Here is a 16,292-nt window from a genome sequence, read left to right as displayed (position 1 = left end):
CGTTTTCTGCTTTATTTAAAAAAGGCATTTTCCATTTCACGGTAGAGATAATTGGCATTGGCACGATGATTTTCTTCATATAGCCGCGTATCTTCCCAGTCCTCGAAATGGCTTGACTCAACCGCCTCAAGCATAGGCACCCCCTGTTCCACAGCCTCGCGCATCTCTTGACGCAGACGTGTAACATATTCGTCAGTCTTTCCAACCATCGGGAAAGGCTTGGTTTGCGGGCCGCCGTGGCCCGGCACCATCAGTTGCACGTCGGAAAAATTGTTCATCAACCATTCATGACCTTCCAGTATCTGTTTGCTATCACCATCTCCCATATAAGTGGTGCGTTGATTGAACGCCAGATCGGAAATCCAGAGTATCTCCTGCTCCGGCTGATAAACCACCAGATCACCATAAGAATGGTGGTGCCCGGTGTTATAGATTTGAAAACGCTGACCACCTGACTCGATCACAACTTTTGAAAATCGCTCTTTTTCAACATACATATCCGGTTGCACTGGCTCAAAGCCCTGCATATCTTCGGGCAAAAGATCACGCCTATAGGCGACAGATTCTTCCAGGGTCGTGGAATTGTTGTACTCTCGGGTACCGGGATGACCGATGATGGTGACGCCCTCGAGTTTTTGAAAGGCAGCTGCTCCATATGCATGGTCGGGATGATTATGGGTAATAATCAGGTACCGGATCGGTTTATCCGTCACACTACGCACGCTACTGATCAGTCTCTCACCCAGTCGGGGTGTACCCAGCGCATCGATCACCACCACCCCTTCATCAGTTACGATGAAACCGGCATTGCCGTTCCAGCCCCGGTTATCCTTGTTGAGCGTCGAGATTGTGCCAAACAAAAAATAGGTATTATCACTCAACTGATACATCGGCAGTGGTTTGTTTGCGGCATTCTTTTCCCGCAGTGAAAAGCGAGGTAACACATCAGTATCGATTACGTTAGCGGGCAGGACCCATTCGTTGTCGAACGCCGCCGGATTGACCTGTTGACCATTGAGCGCCGAGGCCATTGCGAGGACAAAGAATCCCGGCGTCAGCCCCAGCCAGACGAACGCCTGAAATATCCTGTAGAAGCTCCTGGACATAATCGCCACCCATGTATGAATTGATTGACAGATTTACCTGATAACTTCAAGTGTAACAAGGGGTGGCAGTCCATGCCATGTTCCTGAAGAGGACGCCAGCGAAGATATAACCGGCATAACTTACCCGTACACCAGCAAGACTGCCATTTGTCCCGGGATGTTCTATGCTGTTACCAGAGACCCCGTTGCAGCAGGAGTGCCCATGCAGATAAAACAACTACTCAATGAATGGGCGGGCAGCGCCCGCCACGAGGAACCGGTAACCCGCATCATCCTTGACCTGCCCCTGGAAGAAGCAGCGCGGCTTCTGGCCCTGCAGGAAATGTATCCGGGCCGTACCCGGGAACAGCTATTGCTCGATCTGCTGACCAGCGCCCTCGATGAACTGGAAGCGGCACTGCCTTATGTTCCCGGTGAGAAAGTCATTAGCGAGGATGAATACGGCGATCCGATCTATGAGGACGTTGGTCTCACTCCCCGGTTTCTGGCGCTGACACGCAAATACCGGGAACAGCTGCAACAACAGGCAAACGAACAGTCCACCGGTGAAGCGACCCCGCCCCACTGAGTCTTGCCACGATCGCGTCGGAGGAGCCGTTCACGACCCATCCACTTTATATAGTATAGTGTGAATCCGCCCTGTTTAATGTTTGTTTATCCGTATGTTTGATCATGAACTCAGTACCGCACAAATCATTGCCATCGCTATTCTGCCGACCCTGTTCGGTATCGTGGTACATGAAGTGGCACACGGCTGGATGGCCAACCGACGGGGTGATCCAACTGCGGCCAGGCTGGGCCGGCTGACGCTTAACCCCTTGAAGCATATCGATCCGGTCGGTACCGTGCTGGTGCCGCTGATCCTGATCCTGACTGTCGGTTTTGCATTTGGCTGGGCCAAACCTGTCCCGATCAACTGGGACAACCTGCGTCATCCCCGTCGTGACAGCGCCTGGGTCGCAGCCGCCGGTCCTGGCGCCAATTTTCTCATGGCCATTGGCTGGGGCATTATTGGCAAACTCGCCAGTCTGTTGCCGGCAGGTCTGGAAACCGTTGCTATGCCCTTGATGTACATGGGGATGTTCGGCATGTTCATTAACATTCTGTTGATGGTACTGAACCTGATTCCCCTGCCACCGACCGACGGCGGACGTATTGCGACCAGTCTGTTACCGCCCCCGCTGGGACAGGCGCTGAGCCGTGTGGAACCCTTCGGTATCCCCATCCTGCTGGTATTGCTGTTGACCGGCCTGCTGTGGCGCATTATGACCCCGCTGATCGCCGCCACACTGGGGCTGATTCGCCAGCTCGTCGGTTTTGGTTAAAACCGGCCATTACCCGGTACAGATACCGTTTGCCAACCCGGTTTTCGACTCAACCCCTTGTCTTCAGTGTTACAGCCCCCATCACGAGTACAAACACATTACGGATAGGCGAACTATCCGATATCTAACAGGAGAATGTTATGACAGAGCAGATGACCACCCGGGCTCGCTTTACCATCGGTCAGGTCGTCCATCATCAGAAGTTTGACTATCGCGGCGTCATCGTGGATGTCGATCCGATCTTCGAAGGCAGTGACGAGTGGTATGAGCAAATCGCCCGCAGTCGGCCACCCAGGGACCAGCCCTGGTATCATGTACTGGTGGATAACGCCGACCAGATGACCTACGTGGCCGAACGCCATCTCGAAGCCGACGACAGCGGCGATCCGATTCATCACCCGGCACTGGAAAACTACTTCAGTGATTTCAACGGCAGTAATTACCAGCCCCGTCAGGCACTCAACTGAACCCGAACGGGTCTGATTACGTCATGACAACGCCGCAGGAGCCTCAATTACGTCAGGCCGGCAGTCACGATCTCCCGGTACTCAATGCCATTATCGAGGCCGCTGTCATGAGCTGGGATCTGCCCGAACGGGTCAAACGCCTGGCCCTGCCCAGCTACCGTTACGATGCGCACGATCTGGAACACCTGGATTTGTGGGTCGCATTTATTTCCTCCACGATCGTCGGCGTCCTCGCACTCGAGCCGGCCGACCCGCGGGACGTGCCCGACGGCCAACGCGGTTTGCTTGTGCATGGGCTCTACGTCCACCCCGATTACCAGCAGCAGGGGATCGGCCGTCGGTTGTTGCAGCATGCTGAACAGCAGGTACGCGAGCGCCATCTCGATGGCTTGCTGGTCCGCGCCCAGAGCGCTGCCGGTGAATTTTTCGCGGCTCATGGCATGCAGGCCCTGGCAGCGCAAAATGCCGGGCGTGACTATCAATACCGATACTGGAAAACCGTTACGCCGTAGCAGCGGCATTATGCCGCTTTCGCACCTGTCGCCGGTGCGGCCGGCAGTAATGCATAATTATAGTGACCATCTCGCTCAATTTCGTATCCGGGCGGGATTTGTTATGCTGTGTCCCCTTTCTCTTACAAAGACGTAATTATGAAGTGGTTGATACGTTATTTTTTCAAGGGTCTGCGCGCACTGCTCGGGCCGATTATGCTGTTGACGGACAAGCTCACCGCGCCGCGTGGTATCCAGCGCTCGGAACAAGAGCAACAACAGGTTGACGAACAGACCCGCAAGCTGGCGCTATACCAGTTTCGCACCTGCCCCTTTTGTATCAAGGTCCGCCGTGCCGCCAAACGACTGTCACTGAATATTGGAAAACGCGATGCCCTGAAAAATCCGGAGCACCGGCAGGAACTGCTCGAAGGTGGCGGTGAAATCAAAGTCCCCTGCCTGCGCATTAGCGAAGATGACGGCCAGGTGCGCTGGCTGTACGAATCGGACGATATTATCGATTATCTGCAGCAGCGTTTCGCCTGAATAACGAATCAGCAATCAGCCCCTACCCGCAAAGCGGGTCGGTTGATGAAATCCCTCCGGTGAGGCTATGTCAGGCAAAAAGTGCAAGGAGGCACTCCATCTAGCCGGCTATCATACTCTCGCCAAGACGCAGAGGCGTTGAGAATGCGAAAATCAGATTTCTCTGCGCCTTGGCGTCTCTGCGAGAGATAAGCTTTTCCTTCTACTTCAAAAACAACCACTTTCCAACACCGTACTTTGCAAAATCCACAATCGGGTTATATCTCACCGACAAAAGCGGCGATATAGCAGGGTTTAATCATGGTTCAGTGGCGCGTAACATCATTCGTATTTTTGATCGTTGATCAGGGGAACAAAGGCGACGCCGAGAATCCTGCGCCTGTGAATATCCCCGGACGGTTCCCGTGTGACCTGCAATAATTCCTGATAACTGCAGGGCGGTCCCACCGGGATCACCAGCCGGCCGCCCGGTCCGAGCTGTTCGATCAATGCCGGCGGAATCTCACTGGCCGCCGCGGTTACGATGATACCGTCAAACGGCGCCTTCTCCTGCCAGCCGTCACAGCCATTGGCACAACGCACCTCGATATTGGTAACACCGAGATCCGCAAACCGTTTTCGGGCGACCTCGGCCAACTCCGGGATGCGCTCCAGGCTATAGACCTGTCGGGCCAGTTGCGCCAGAACTGCGGCCTGATAACCCGAGCCGGTTCCTACTTCCAGTACCACGCTGTCGGGCGTCAACTCCAGTAAGTCTGTCATTAATGCAACGATATAGGGCTGGGAAATAGTCTGACCGTTGCCAATGGGTAGTGGCCCGTTATCATAGGCCTGTTCGCGATTGACCGCCGGAACGAATGCGGACCGATCCACTTCTGACATTGCCTGCATCACGGCTTCGCTGAACTGCGTCCGCCCGGTCATGCTGGCCGTGTATCGGGCTTCGGTGGCGATCGTGTCGAGCATCTGCTGCCAGGTATCGGCCATGATGCTGTCTCAGGTTCCTTCCTGCCAGCTGGCCAGGTAGGCCTGCTGCACATCGGTGAGAGTATCGATATCGATCGCCATGGCCGCCAGTTTCAGCCGGGCAACTCGCTGGTCTATTTCCTGCGGTACACTATGCACTCCCGGGCCCAGCTGCGTCTGTTGTTGTGCCAGATGAATCACACCCAGCACCTGATTGGCAAAACTCATATCCATCACCGCCGAGGGGTGCCCCTCGGCGGCAGACAGGTTTACCAGGCGACCCTCCGCCAGCAGACGAACCCGACGACCGTCCGCTAACCAATACTCCTCCACGTGCTCACGCGGCCGCTGTTTATCGCGACTCATTGCCTGCAATGCCTCCAGGTTGATCTCCACATTGAAATGACCGGCATTGGCAATCACACAACCGTCCTTTATAACTTCCAGGTGCGGCCGATCAATTACATGCTTGTCACCGGTCACCGTCAGCATGAAATCGGACTGACGAGCCGCCTCCAGCAGGGGCATCACCCGGTAACCGTCCATGGCCGCTTCCAGAGCCCGTAGCGGTTCGACTTCACAGACAATGACTTTCGCTCCGTGGCCGTCCACCCGCCGGGCCACCCCTCGTCCGCACCAGCCATAACCGATAACAGTAAAGGTCTTACCGGCCAGCAAAATATTGGTCGCCCTGATAATACCATCGAGGGCGCTTTGCCCGGTGCCGTAACGGTTATCAAACAGATGTTTGGTCATGGCGTCATTCACTGCCAGCACCGGAACGCGCAGGGCACCGGCGGCCGCCATGGCGCGCAAACGGATCACACCGGTGGTGGTCTCTTCGGTTCCCCCCAGCATCTGCGGCAGCAGATCCGTGCGATTTTGATGCAGCTCGCTGATCAGATCGGCGCCGTCATCCAGCGTGATTTGCGGCTGATGGTCCAGGGCAGAGCGCAAATGCCGGTAATAGACTTCAGTTGACTCGCCACGCCGGGCGAACACCGGGATGCCGTGCCGTTCCACCAGCGCTGCCGCTACATCGTCCTGGGTACTGAGGGGGTTGCTGGCACATAACACCAGATCGGCTCCGGCAGCCTTGAGCGTGCGGGCCAGATTGGCGGTTTCAGAGGTGATATGCAGACAGCCACTGAGGCGCAAACCATCCAGCGGACGCTCTTCGGCCAACCGCTGCATCAGATCCTGTATCACCGGCATTTCTGCCAGCGCCCAATCGATACGTTTGCTGCCCTGGTCCGCCAGGGCCGGACGGGTAATATCCGACATGGATACTCCTGTTGTTAATGGTTGTATTCAGCAGGGTGTGTAATCTCTCTTGAACTGACGGAAAACATCACCCAGATAGAAATTATAGGACTATATCCTTTAATATAAGTGTAGCCGGAAAATCCGCCACCCAACATGAGACAAACATGGTCAGTGTCAGTCGCAAACATCCCGAAATCGCCGCCGACAGCCCGGTGGATATCGATGCCTGGCTGGAGAGCCTGAAAGCCAACTACAGCCCCGACGATCTGACACTGATTCGCCGCGCCGCCGCACTGTCCCGCGAAGCCCATGAAGGTCAGCAACGCGCTTCGGGTGAACCCTATTTCATGCACAGCCTGGCAGTGGCGCAGATCCTGACCGAACTCAACCTGGACGCCAACAGTATCAGTGCCGCCATGCTACACGATGTAGTAGAAGACACTCGATTTACCCTGGAAGATATTCAAAGCGAGTTTGGCGAGGATGTCGCGCGTCTGGTCGACGGAGTTACCAAAATGGATATCATCGCCAATCTGCGCGGCGCAGATCCCCAACAGCAAAAGGAACACCTGCAGGCGGAAAACCTGCGCAAGATGTTGCTGGCCATGGCCGAAGACGTTCGCGTGGTGCTGATCAAGCTGGCAGACCGCCTGCACAATATGCGTACGCTCTGCGCCCTGCCCGGCGAAAAACAGCGTCGCATCGCCAGGGAAACCATGGATATCTTCGCGCCGCTGGCCAATCGTCTGGGTATCTGGCAGCTCAAGTGGGAGTTGGAAGATCTCGCCTTCCGCTATCTACGTCCGGCCGATTACAAACAAATCGCCGAACATCTGGCCGAGCGTCGCAATGAACGGGAACACTACCTGAGCCGGTTTGTACATCATCTGCAGGCAGAACTGGATAAAACTGAAATTGAAGCCGAGGTCAAGGGTCGGGTCAAACACATCTATGGCATCTGGAAAAAGATGCAACGCAAGCAACAGGCTTTTCATCAGATTTATGATGTGCTCGCAGTGCGTATCTATGTCGAGACAATTCCCGCCTGTTATGCAGCCCTGGGGATTGTTCATACCTTATGGAATTATCTGCCCGGTGAATTCGACGATTACATTGCTACTCCCAAGGAAAATAACTACCGCTCTATTCACACGGCGGTGATCGGTCCGGAAGGCAAAACCGTGGAGGTACAGATCCGTACCTGGGATATGCATCAGGAATCGGAATATGGCATTGCGGCACACTGGCGTTACAAGGAAGGCATCCGGAGTAATCAGGCATTCGATGAGAAAATCGCATGGCTGCGCCAATTGCTGGAATGGAAAGAGGACATCGCCGAGGCGGGTGAATTTGTCGATCAGTTCAAGTCAGAAGTATTTGCCGATCGGGTCTATGTCTTCACTCCTATGGGCAACATCATCGATCTGCCCGCCGGTGCCACCCCACTGGACTTCGCCTACCGGATACATACCGAAGTGGGCCACCGTTGCCGTGGCGCCAAGGTCAATGGTCGTATGGTTTCCCTGACCCAACCACTACATACCGGCGATCAGGTGGAAATACTCAGTGTTAAAAAGGGCGGGCCCAGTCGCGACTGGATGAACCCCCAGCTGGGATACCTGGTGACCAGCAAAGCGCGTCAGCAGGTACAACGCTGGTTCAGGCTGCAGAACCTGGAACAGAATATTGCCGATGGACGCTCTATTGTCGAGCGGGAACTCAAACGACTCGGGTTTGGCGATATTAAATATGAGAAGCTGGCCAACCAGATGGGTTACAAACAGGTGGACGAGTTTCTCGCCGCACTGGGACGGGGGGATATCAAACCGGGACGCATTGCCACCGTGGCACACCAACTCAGCGAACCGCCCCCCCAAAGTGAAACCGAGGCACCGCTGCTGAGAAAACCCCGCGCCCGCCCTGCATCCTCGGGCATTGAAGTCCATGGAGTCGGCGATCTGTTGACCAAGTTCGCCCGTTGCTGCAAACCGGTCCCCGGCGACGCCATTGTCGGTTTTATCACCCAGGGAGAAGGGGTCTCGATACACCGGCGTGATTGTCATAATGTGTTGCGCGCCGTCGCCGAGCATCCCGAACGCTTCGTTGAAGTAGAATGGGGACAACGCGCCAGCGGCAGCTACCCGGTGGATATCGAAATCCAGGCTTATGATCGTCAGGGGCTGTTGCGCGACATCACCACCTTGCTGGCCAATGCCGGTATCGATGTGACCGCAGTCAGCACCCAGTCACATAAACAGAGCCACACCGCCACCTTGACCCTCACCGCTGAAGTTCCCGACATCGACGCCCTGAGTACCGTGCTGGCACGCATCAACCAGCTGAGCAACGTCACCGAGGTTCGGCGCAAGACCAAGTGAAGATCATTAACGCAGAGGCGCAAAGACGCAGAGAAACGCAGAGATATTTTTAATGTTGAATTGTGAATGCTGAATTAAAACCATTTCTTCATGCCTGCGAAATTCTGATTCCCCTGAATCAACATACCGGTGTCGTGTGGAACCGCTCCGCCTGGTCCAGTCCATCAGCTTAAACCCGAACAGTGGTTCAAGCCGAAGGCGGATTGAGCAGAGCCTGTGCTTTATCTCGCCCCTCGTAACTCGTAACTCGTACCTGCCCGAAGGGCATTGCCTCTGCGTTGAGATCTTTGCTTTGCGCCTCCGCGTTAAGTTCTTGTTAAAACAACCCCATCTGATCCCCGCTTTTGGGCGGTACCCGGAATCTGGAACAGTCGAGTTCCAGGCTACGCCGGTTTAGCCCCTGTTTCTTGCGGGCCAGGGAGAAGCGGTGCGCGATCAGCTCGGCGTACTGGCCGCTGCCACGCATGCGTTCGCCGAATTCGCTGCGATACTCATGTCCGCCACGCAGGTCACGAACGCGATTCATGACATGTTCGGCCTTGAGAGGATAATGTTCCTGCAACCACTGGACAAACAGATCTTTGACCTCATGGGGCAAACGCAAAATGACATAAGCAGCCGAGTCGGCGCCGGCGGCGGCGCACTCCCCCAGCAGATGTTCGATCTCGTGGTCATTGAGCGCAGGGATAACCGGGGCCATCAACACCCCGACCGGAATCCCCGCCTGCTGAAGACGGCGTATTGTTTCCAGACGACGTTGCGGCGCTGCGGCACGGGGTTCCAATTGTCGTCCCAGGTCCCGATCCAATGTGGTCACGGACACAAACACCTTGACCAGGTTCATCCCGGCCATAGGTGCCAGCAGATCTATATCCCGCTCTACCAGCGCCGACTTGGTAATGATCGCAACAGGATGATTATGTGCGTGCAGAACTTCAAGAATGGAGCGGGTGATTCGCAGGTCTCGCTCAATTGGTTGATAGGCGTCGGTATTGGCGCCCAGTGCGATCACCTGTGGCGTATAGCGTGGCCTGGCCAGCTCGGTCTCCAGCAAAGGTGCGGCACCGGGTTTGCAATAGATCTTGCTTTCAAAATCCAGTCCGGCGGAGAGATCCAGATAGGTATGTGTCGGGCGGGCGAAACAGTAACTGCAGCCATGCTCGCAACCCTTGTAAGGATTGATGGAGGCGGTGAATGGGACATCCGGCGAGTCGTTATGGCTGATAATTGTGCGGCAGTTATCGGTAAATATCTCGGTACGCCGTGGCGTGCGTTCCTCCTGTTCCCAACCATCATCGACGACTTCACGTTTGTGTTCAACAAAGCGTGAAACGATATTGCCGCCAGCGCCGCGGCCTTTTCGGAAGGAGACTGTGCTATCTGACATAGATCCGTATCTCGCTCAGCAGCAAATCACCTGGTCGCAGCGCGATCCAGACCCTGTTGCATACTGACATCCTGTCACACAATGCTTTTTTCCCTGCTCAGAAAACCAGGGGAGTGAAAGCGATTCAACTCGTGATGCTTTCCTGAACCTTGTGCTTGGTTTTCATCATGTCCTTGTGGGAAACATATAACAGTTCAGCAATACGTCGAATCATATGTTCTTCGTGTGCATCAAGATGATTATCGGAATAAGCAATATTCCAGAGGAATTCAATCACCTTGATTTTCTTTTCCGGCGAGAAATGGTCATTAATCAGGCGAGTGAACTGGTAGAAGTCAACAGCCTGACGTGTCTCTTCCCGGGCCAGCTCGAACAGCGTTTCGGTTTCCGATTCGGTCAGTCCGAATTTGATTTGCAGGGCAGATTTAACAGCCTGAACCTCATTATCCGTCGTCTTGCCGTCCTGTTGCATCATTTCGATCAGCAATGCGGCGGTAGCCAGCTTTAACGCGTGTTCCTGATCTTCTGTCTGCTCGGGCGACAGATTTTGTTCAAAAAACTTTTTAATTGCATTTAGCATGATTCATCAATGGTTTGATAACCGGACATGAGTTGAAGATTTTCGGTACGCAGGCAGTTTAGCAAATGCCCTGCCAGGGTAAAAGCCGGTATAACACAATGATTTATAACACGCAGCCAATACTCAACTTCCCTTTCATGCTATACATCGCCGTGTATACACGGAGGTGTATCATGGCTATCGCAAGCACCCTGCAAACTTATCTGAGCCAAAAGAGCGTCGCTTACGCGCTGTCACCCGCTATATGGACACCCGCTTTAACAGTCCAGGCGTGCACATATCCTGCCGGATCAGCTGGTCAAATCCGTGATTTCAGAAGAGGAGAACGAATATGTGATGGCGATGATTCCCGTTAACCCCACGCCCGGATTGCTCCTCTCAACCGGGTAGTTAATCAATGCATTAGAGTATCGACTGAAGCCGGATTATCCCCGCTGTACAGCGATTGCGATCCCGGCGCCCTGTTCCCTGTGGGCAATGCCGGAGGGGTTATGAAAGCCTCCGGGAATGCCCCGAGGTGTATCCGGAACCCGACAATCACGAGGACCCGATTTATCTGCAGGTAGCGCCCTTTCACCGGCTCATGCACGGTTCACAGGATGTCCGTATTTATTAAACCGGCGTTTCGAAGACTCTTACAGTCAGGAAGTATTCGTCGAGCCTTCTCAAAGGCAGGACAGCACCGATATCGATCGCTCATCCCCTTCAAAACAAACAGGCGTGTGAAACACAGTTCCAATACACAGGAAGGATAAAAGTAAATACAGACCGGGACAGGTAACGCGTAACACGTCGCCAGCCGGGCCTGTTTCGTCTTTAATAGACGATACTGCGGGCCAGAACGATCATCAGTACAAAAAAACCAAACAAGCCGGCAAACAGGTAACTCAAGGTTCGTTTAACCGCTTTATCTTCCATTTATTGTTCCTTATGGTTGAGAAAGAATGGGTGTTTATCACCGCGCAACACTCTGCCGGGAATCACACCCGACTGTTGCAGTGTATGACCGGGGGACACAAAGCGACACTTCAGATATTTAATTCATGCATAAGTCAATTTTTGAGTAAAATACTCAGGTATTTTTCAGGGAATTGCATCTGGCGCGAAAAACACTACACTGGAGAAACACAAAACAGAACGATTCCAGGAGGAAACATGAATCAAAATATGGGCACTGCCGATCGCGCCATCCGGATTATCATTGCGATTATCATTGCCGCGCTGTATCTGACAGACGTGATTTCGGGCACCCTGGCCATTGTGCTGGGTATTATTGCCCTGGTGTTCCTGCTCACCAGTATTGTCGGCTTTTGTCCGGCCTATGCGCCCCTGAAGCTTTCAACCAAGGGCAAAGGTCCCGGCAAGTAAACCTCTTCACAACTGTCTGTAACGGCTGCGCGGGGTGTAAAGACGACCCCGCCCGGCTTTTACTCTCTTTCTATTTATTTTACAGTTAACTCGATCGTTGCATTGAGTGTCACTCTCAGGGTCTGTGTCCCCGGCTCAACAACAGGGGCCGTGACCGCACTTTCCGACATAGCGGAGACACTTCGCATCACCCTGGGCTGTGCCGCTTGCCCCTGTGTATTGATATCCATTTCGACCAGGCGGAACTCCTTGCGCCCCAGCTGACGGGCCACATGTTCGGCGCGCTGTTTGAATTGCTTGATGGCGCGGCTGATCAGGGTCTGTTCCATGGCTTCCCGACGGGTGGATGAAACCCCATAACCCAGTGAGTCGAGCGTCATCGTTTTCTGTAAACCGCCCAGCAGAGTGCTCAACGCCTCGATATCCCTGCTTCTCAGCTCGATGGCCTGACGGACCTGCCAGCCAATCAAACGTTGTTTTTGATAACGCGGGTGGGTTTGATAAGTCAGAGTGCGAACTTCCACCGCCGACACCTGCTTGCTCTGCTCAATGGCCTGTTTAACCGTCCGGTTAACGGTATCGGCAAGCGTCGGCAGGTGCTCGCCTTCCTCGCGCGCCGACAATACGGCCAGCAGAGTATCGTTATCCACCTCTTCCTGGGCTGAGACGGAGAGATGAATTCGATCATAATGACTGTTGTCGTTCGCCTGGACCATGACACCTGGCCAGAAGAATAACAGCGACAGGCCCGCGGCCATCAGGCTTCGTTGTCCCGGCATTATTTTTCTCCTTGAATATGTTACCCCGGTTTCAGCGCACCGACCCGGCATCGGATCGGATAAACTCAATCGAATACGCACTGCCAAATGAATATCCAGCTACTATAATCCATCAGCAAAATACCACAATTTGAGTCAGCCGCAGGAGGATGATTTGAAAATTCTGGTTATTCAGGGCCATCCCGACCCTGACACATCGCATTACGGCCATGCGCTGGAAATCGCCTATAGTGACGCCGCCCGGGCAGCCGGTCATGAGGTTGAGACAATCAATGTGGCGACACTGGATTTCCCGCTGTTAAAAAGCTTTGCTGAATTTCACGCAGGTGAGACACCGGAGGTAATTCAGGGCTGTCAGCAGCTGGTCCGTCAGGCTGACCATCTGCTGATCATTTATCCCCTGTGGCTGGGCAGTATGCCGGCGCGACTGAAGGGGTTTTTCGAGCAACTGTTTCGCCCGGGCTTCGCCATGCAGCCACTGGATGGGGGACAGCGCTGGAAAAAACTGCTCAAGGGCAAATCCGCCCGGATCATCGTGACCATGGGCATGCCGGCCCTGGCCTATCGCTGGTTTTTCCGCGCGCACAGTCTCAAAAGCCTGGAGCGCAATATCCTTAAATTTACCGGGATCAACCCGGTGCGCGAGAGCCTCATCGGGATGATCGAGGGCCGCCCCGCCCACCGCCAGCGCTGGCTGCGGAAAATGGCCCGGCTTGGGCGGGCCGCTCGCTGAATCAGTATTTTGAAGAACCGTCCAGGCAAGCGGTGCGGCAGCGCCGATCAACCTCAGCCGAAGTGACCCGGCATACAAACTGCCCATTCAGCCAGACCAATATCTAGCCCGCCCCCTCTTTTCAGGCAGCGGGGTGTGTTATCATCGCGCCCTTCTTTACACACTCCTGACCCCGGACGTCTCCCTTGATTACAACCGCCAATATCACCATGCAATTTGGGGCCAAGCCCCTGTTTGAAAACATCTCCGTCAAATTCGGCAACGGCAATCGCTACGGCCTGATTGGCGCCAACGGCTGTGGCAAATCCACACTGATGAAAATACTCGGTGGCGATCTGGCCCCCTCTTCCGGCAATGTCTCGGTGGACGAGAATGAGCGGGTCGGCAAACTGCGCCAGGACCAGTTCGCGTTTGAAGAATTTACCGTTCTGGATACGGTCATTATGGGCCACAGCCGGTTGTGGCAGGTGAAGCAGGAACGGGATCGCATCTATTCCCTGCCAGAGATGAGCGAAGAGGACGGTATGCAGGTGGCCGAGCTGGAAGTCGAGTTCGCTGAACTGGACGGCTATACCGCTGAGGCCCGCGCCGGGGAATTGCTGCTCGGTCTGGAAATTCCCGAACAACAACACAGCGGCCTGATGAGTGCCGTGGCGCCTGGCTGGAAACTGCGGGTGCTGCTGGCCCAAGCGCTGTTTGCCGAGCCGGACATTATGCTGCTGGACGAGCCGACCAATAACCTGGATATCAATACCATCCGCTGGCTGGAGCGCGTGCTGAATGAACGTAACAGCACCATGGTGATCATCTCCCATGATCGTCACTTTCTCAACAGCGTCTGCACCCACATGGCCGATCTGGATTACGGCGAGCTGCGGGTCTATCCCGGCAATTACGACGAGTACATGACCGCCGCCACCCAGGCCCGCGAGCGGCTGCTGAACGAAAACGCCAAGAAGAAGGCCCAGATCGCCGAACTGCAGACCTTCGTCAGTCGCTTTTCCGCCAATGCCTCCAAGGCCAAGCAGGCCACCTCGCGGGCCAGACAGATCGAGAAAATCGAACTCGAAGAGGTCAAACCTTCCAGTCGACAGAGCCCCTTCATTCGCTTCGACCAGGCCAAGAAACTCTATCGCAACGCGCTGGAAGTCAACGACCTGGGCAAGGGTTTCGACGGCGAGACCCTGTTCGAGAATCTGAACCTGCTGATCGAAGTCGGCGAACGCATCGCCATCATCGGCCCTAACGGCATTGGCAAAACCACCCTGCTGCGCACCCTCGTCAATGATCTGGAGCCGGACGGGGGTACTGTCAAATGGTCAGAGAACATCAACATCGGTTACTACGCCCAGGATCACGCCAGTGACTTCAGTCACGATCTGTCGGTATTTGACTGGATGAGTCAGTGGAAACAACCCGGCGATGACGAACAGGCCGTGCGCGCGGTGCTGGGACGGATGCTCTTCTCCCAGGACGAGATCAAAAAATCGGTTAAAGCTCTCTCCGGGGGAGAACAGGGTCGCATGCTGTTCGGCAAATTGATCATGCAAAAGCCCAACGTGCTGATCATGGACGAGCCAACCAACCACCTGGATATGGAATCCATTGAAGCGCTGAACCTGGCGCTGGAAAACTACCCCGGCACGCTGATCTACGTCAGCCACGACACCGAGTTTGTCTCCTCACTGGCGACCCGGATCATCGAACTGTCCCCCAACGGGATTACCAACTTCAGTGGGACTTACGATGAATATCTGCGGGATCAGGCCACTGCCGGGGTGGCGCCCCGCCTAGGGGCCAGGGGCTAGGGGCTAGAAACCAGGAACCAGGGCTATTTCAGTGGCGTAGGTCAGGTTGCGCGCAGCGCTACCTGACATTCCAAGTTATGTCACACCTAGTTCATAGGTTTTGTGCTCTCTTTGAGCTCATCGGATAACCCCTGGATATCCGCCTCATCAACCAACCCTCCCTCGCGTAGCATCATAAGCTGTATTGCAGCTTTTGAGCGACTGTGGTCATCAAAAAGCAAAGCAATCTGCTTATCGTAGTTCTCAATTAATTTATACAAATAACGATATCTTCCATGGTTTGTTGGAATATCACTACACGTCAACCCCTCCGAAATATCTTGCAATATACTCCCGCAGAAGCGCTCCAAAGCCGCTTCTTTGATTTTCTTGAATTTCTTCCAGTCCGATTCAGAGATCATTGTATTTTTTATGCATAACACAAAGCCCCTCCGGCAGGGGCTCGAGCAGGGCCGGAGCGAACTCGAGCGACTGGTTAGGCCTGCTTAAGATGAAGCACCAGATTGTATTCGCCATTCTCGGACACATACGGATTACCTTCTATAACGAAACCAAACTCTTCCAAGAGCGGCATTATTGGATCGTTGTGCTCTCTACTTGTAGCAAACGCATTGCGGCTTGGCTCCTCTTGAAACAATGCGGCTACTAGCCTTCGAGCCAAACCGTTCCGGCGATGCCCCTCAGAAACGAAAATCCAACCTAGTTCCGCCTCCCAGCTATTCGGGGCCTCGGATGTTCCAGATTTGAGAAAAACTGAGCTGCGATACCTCTCGTTCGGTCTCTTTAGCGCCGCGACAGCAACGATTTCAAACCCATCTAGCGCCCAGGCAAGCCGAAATGAACGGTTAATTCGACCGGTAAGGCCTGCCGGAATCACTTCACCCCCACTCAGTACCAGACGCTCAAACTGCTGAAGCTGGTCAAATGTGCAAGAGCTTGGTGCTTGAGTCTCAATCTTATAAGTCATCGCCATAGTGCCTAACGTTTGCGATAAAAAGGGGACGTAGGGATTATTTATTAACCACTCCCTCTACTCTACCTCTATTGGTCAAAATTAAATCTCTACGTCCCCTTTTTGTTATAAGGCGATAT

Annotated in this window: 17 protein-coding genes; 9 read left to right on the top strand and 8 right to left on the bottom strand. The window is 54.4% G+C overall.

Annotated features, from left to right (window positions below):
• Positions 1-11 precede the first annotated feature (11 nt).
• Positions 12-1,106, bottom strand: a complete 1,095-nt coding sequence (locus tag R6U90_RS09285; RefSeq protein WP_410352405.1) for an MBL fold metallo-hydrolase — start codon at positions 1,104-1,106, stop codon at positions 12-14.
• A 202-nt stretch (positions 1,107-1,308) separates the two neighbouring features.
• Here R6U90_RS09285 and R6U90_RS09280 point away from each other — a divergent pair, with 202 nt between their 5' ends.
• From R6U90_RS09280 to R6U90_RS09260, 5 genes are all read left to right on the top strand, one after another.
• Positions 1,309-1,674, top strand: a complete 366-nt coding sequence (locus tag R6U90_RS09280) for a hypothetical protein (RefSeq protein WP_410352404.1) — start codon at positions 1,309-1,311, stop codon at positions 1,672-1,674.
• Between the two features lie 94 nt (positions 1,675-1,768).
• Positions 1,769-2,431: a site-2 protease family protein gene (locus R6U90_RS09275; RefSeq protein WP_410352403.1), complete on the top strand. Its 663-nt coding sequence runs from the start codon at positions 1,769-1,771 to the stop codon at positions 2,429-2,431.
• 152 nt (positions 2,432-2,583) lie between these two features.
• Entirely contained in the window at positions 2,584-2,898 is a 315-nt protein-coding gene (gene hspQ / locus R6U90_RS09270) for a heat shock protein HspQ (protein ID WP_410352445.1), read from the top strand.
• A 23-nt stretch (positions 2,899-2,921) separates the two neighbouring features.
• The gene (locus tag R6U90_RS09265; RefSeq protein WP_410352402.1) at positions 2,922-3,410 is read left to right on the top strand and encodes a GNAT family N-acetyltransferase; all 489 of its coding nucleotides are present in this window, start codon (positions 2,922-2,924) and stop codon (positions 3,408-3,410) included.
• A gap of 138 nt (positions 3,411-3,548) precedes the next feature.
• A complete protein-coding gene (locus R6U90_RS09260) occupies positions 3,549-3,935 on the top strand; it encodes a glutaredoxin family protein (protein ID WP_410352401.1) in 387 nt (128 codons plus the stop codon).
• A 321-nt stretch (positions 3,936-4,256) separates the two neighbouring features.
• Here the strand turns inward: R6U90_RS09260 and R6U90_RS09255 are convergent, their stop codons facing one another.
• Positions 4,257-4,922, bottom strand: coding sequence for a protein-L-isoaspartate(D-aspartate) O-methyltransferase (locus R6U90_RS09255; protein ID WP_410352400.1), 666 nt, complete (start codon positions 4,920-4,922; stop codon positions 4,257-4,259).
• Between the two features lie 9 nt (positions 4,923-4,931).
• Positions 4,932-6,185, bottom strand: a complete 1,254-nt coding sequence (locus R6U90_RS09250; RefSeq protein WP_410352399.1) for an adenosylhomocysteinase — start codon at positions 6,183-6,185, stop codon at positions 4,932-4,934.
• 146 nt (positions 6,186-6,331) lie between these two features.
• Between R6U90_RS09250 and relA the strand changes: the two genes are divergently transcribed.
• Positions 6,332-8,545, top strand: coding sequence for a GTP diphosphokinase (gene relA, locus R6U90_RS09245; protein WP_410352398.1), 2,214 nt, complete (start codon positions 6,332-6,334; stop codon positions 8,543-8,545).
• A 316-nt stretch (positions 8,546-8,861) separates the two neighbouring features.
• Here relA and R6U90_RS09240 read toward each other — a convergent pair whose 3' ends face one another.
• Together R6U90_RS09240 and R6U90_RS09235 are read right to left on the bottom strand one after the other, a co-directional pair.
• Positions 8,862-9,932: a PA0069 family radical SAM protein gene (locus R6U90_RS09240; RefSeq protein ID WP_410352397.1), complete on the bottom strand. Its 1,071-nt coding sequence runs from the start codon at positions 9,930-9,932 to the stop codon at positions 8,862-8,864.
• 124 nt (positions 9,933-10,056) lie between these two features.
• Positions 10,057-10,512, bottom strand: coding sequence for a TerB family tellurite resistance protein (locus R6U90_RS09235; RefSeq protein ID WP_410352396.1), 456 nt, complete (start codon positions 10,510-10,512; stop codon positions 10,057-10,059).
• A gap of 1,155 nt (positions 10,513-11,667) precedes the next feature.
• Between R6U90_RS09235 and R6U90_RS09230 the strand changes: the two genes are divergently transcribed.
• Entirely contained in the window at positions 11,668-11,880 is a 213-nt protein-coding gene (locus tag R6U90_RS09230; RefSeq protein ID WP_410352395.1) for a DUF2892 domain-containing protein, read from the top strand.
• A gap of 74 nt (positions 11,881-11,954) precedes the next feature.
• On the opposite strand, the gene R6U90_RS09225 is transcribed toward R6U90_RS09230, so the two are convergent.
• Positions 11,955-12,659, bottom strand: coding sequence for an SIMPL domain-containing protein (locus R6U90_RS09225; RefSeq protein WP_410352394.1), 705 nt, complete (start codon positions 12,657-12,659; stop codon positions 11,955-11,957).
• Positions 12,660-12,813: 154 nt separating this feature from the next.
• Between R6U90_RS09225 and R6U90_RS09220 the strand changes: the two genes are divergently transcribed.
• Both R6U90_RS09220 and R6U90_RS09215 read left to right on the top strand, forming a co-directional pair.
• Positions 12,814-13,392 (top strand): NAD(P)H-dependent oxidoreductase, encoded by a 579-nt coding sequence (locus tag R6U90_RS09220; protein ID WP_410352393.1) that lies wholly within the window; start codon positions 12,814-12,816, stop codon positions 13,390-13,392.
• Positions 13,393-13,577: 185 nt separating this feature from the next.
• The gene (locus tag R6U90_RS09215; RefSeq protein WP_410352392.1) at positions 13,578-15,200 is read left to right on the top strand and encodes an ABC-F family ATPase; all 1,623 of its coding nucleotides are present in this window, start codon (positions 13,578-13,580) and stop codon (positions 15,198-15,200) included.
• 86 nt (positions 15,201-15,286) lie between these two features.
• Here R6U90_RS09215 and R6U90_RS09210 read toward each other — a convergent pair whose 3' ends face one another.
• Together R6U90_RS09210 and R6U90_RS09205 are read right to left on the bottom strand one after the other, a co-directional pair.
• A complete protein-coding gene (locus tag R6U90_RS09210; protein ID WP_410352391.1) occupies positions 15,287-15,601 on the bottom strand; it encodes a hypothetical protein in 315 nt (104 codons plus the stop codon).
• Between the two features lie 74 nt (positions 15,602-15,675).
• Positions 15,676-16,173, bottom strand: a complete 498-nt coding sequence (locus R6U90_RS09205; RefSeq protein ID WP_410352390.1) for a GNAT family N-acetyltransferase — start codon at positions 16,171-16,173, stop codon at positions 15,676-15,678.
• Between the last annotated feature and the right edge of the window lie 119 nt (positions 16,174-16,292).

This window comes from Thiohalophilus sp. (assembly GCF_046483665.1).
Taxonomy (GTDB): Bacteria; Pseudomonadota; Gammaproteobacteria; order UBA6429; family Thiohalophilaceae; genus Thiohalophilus.
The sequence above is the reverse complement of the archived record's forward strand: the minus strand, read 5'-3'. Positions and strand labels throughout refer to the sequence as shown.